Source organism: Pseudomonas sp. RA_35y_Pfl2_P32 (genome assembly GCF_963970735.1).
GTDB lineage: Bacteria > Pseudomonadota > Gammaproteobacteria > Pseudomonadales > Pseudomonadaceae > Aquipseudomonas.
On record NZ_CAXAQF010000306.1, the window covers coordinates 1 to 465 of the forward strand.

Below are 465 nucleotides of genomic sequence, written 5' to 3' on the forward strand. Positions count from 1 at the left end.
CGCTGGAAAAAGGCCGGCCGCCCTCGGCGATGCTCCAATACATGAAGCCGTCGATGCGGGAAATTTTCATCTCTGACAGCCAGGCGATGTCGAAGGGGGATGGCGTGGACCCGCGCCCGGCCGCCCCATCGCCCTTGCCAGCCTGGCCGTGACAGGAAAGGCAGTTGGCGGCATAGACCACGGCTCCCCGCGTGATTGTCGTATCGGTCGCGGGGAGGGGGTTCCGCAGTGCTCGGTACGGCTCCGGCACACCCTTGGTCGCTACGAAATGGTGGCGGGGGATGCGATCGATCTCCGCCCAGCGCTGGATGCCGGGGATGAGCCTGGGAGATTGCGCAGCAATCGCGGTCCCTGCGGACAGGGCCAGCGCACCAACGCCCAGCAAGGTTCCAGATGACCGTAATGTCATGGCGCTGCGCCTTTTCCGCCTGTTGATGATGTGGGCATGCGCCGCATCGGCATTGG

General features: G+C 65.2%; 1 protein-coding gene. It reads right to left on the minus strand.

Translation table 11 applies throughout. The features are described 5' to 3' along the window. Nucleotides 1-465 (minus strand): c-type cytochrome (locus tag AACY45_RS28415; protein ID WP_339548794.1); only part of this gene is annotated, 465 nt, incomplete at both ends.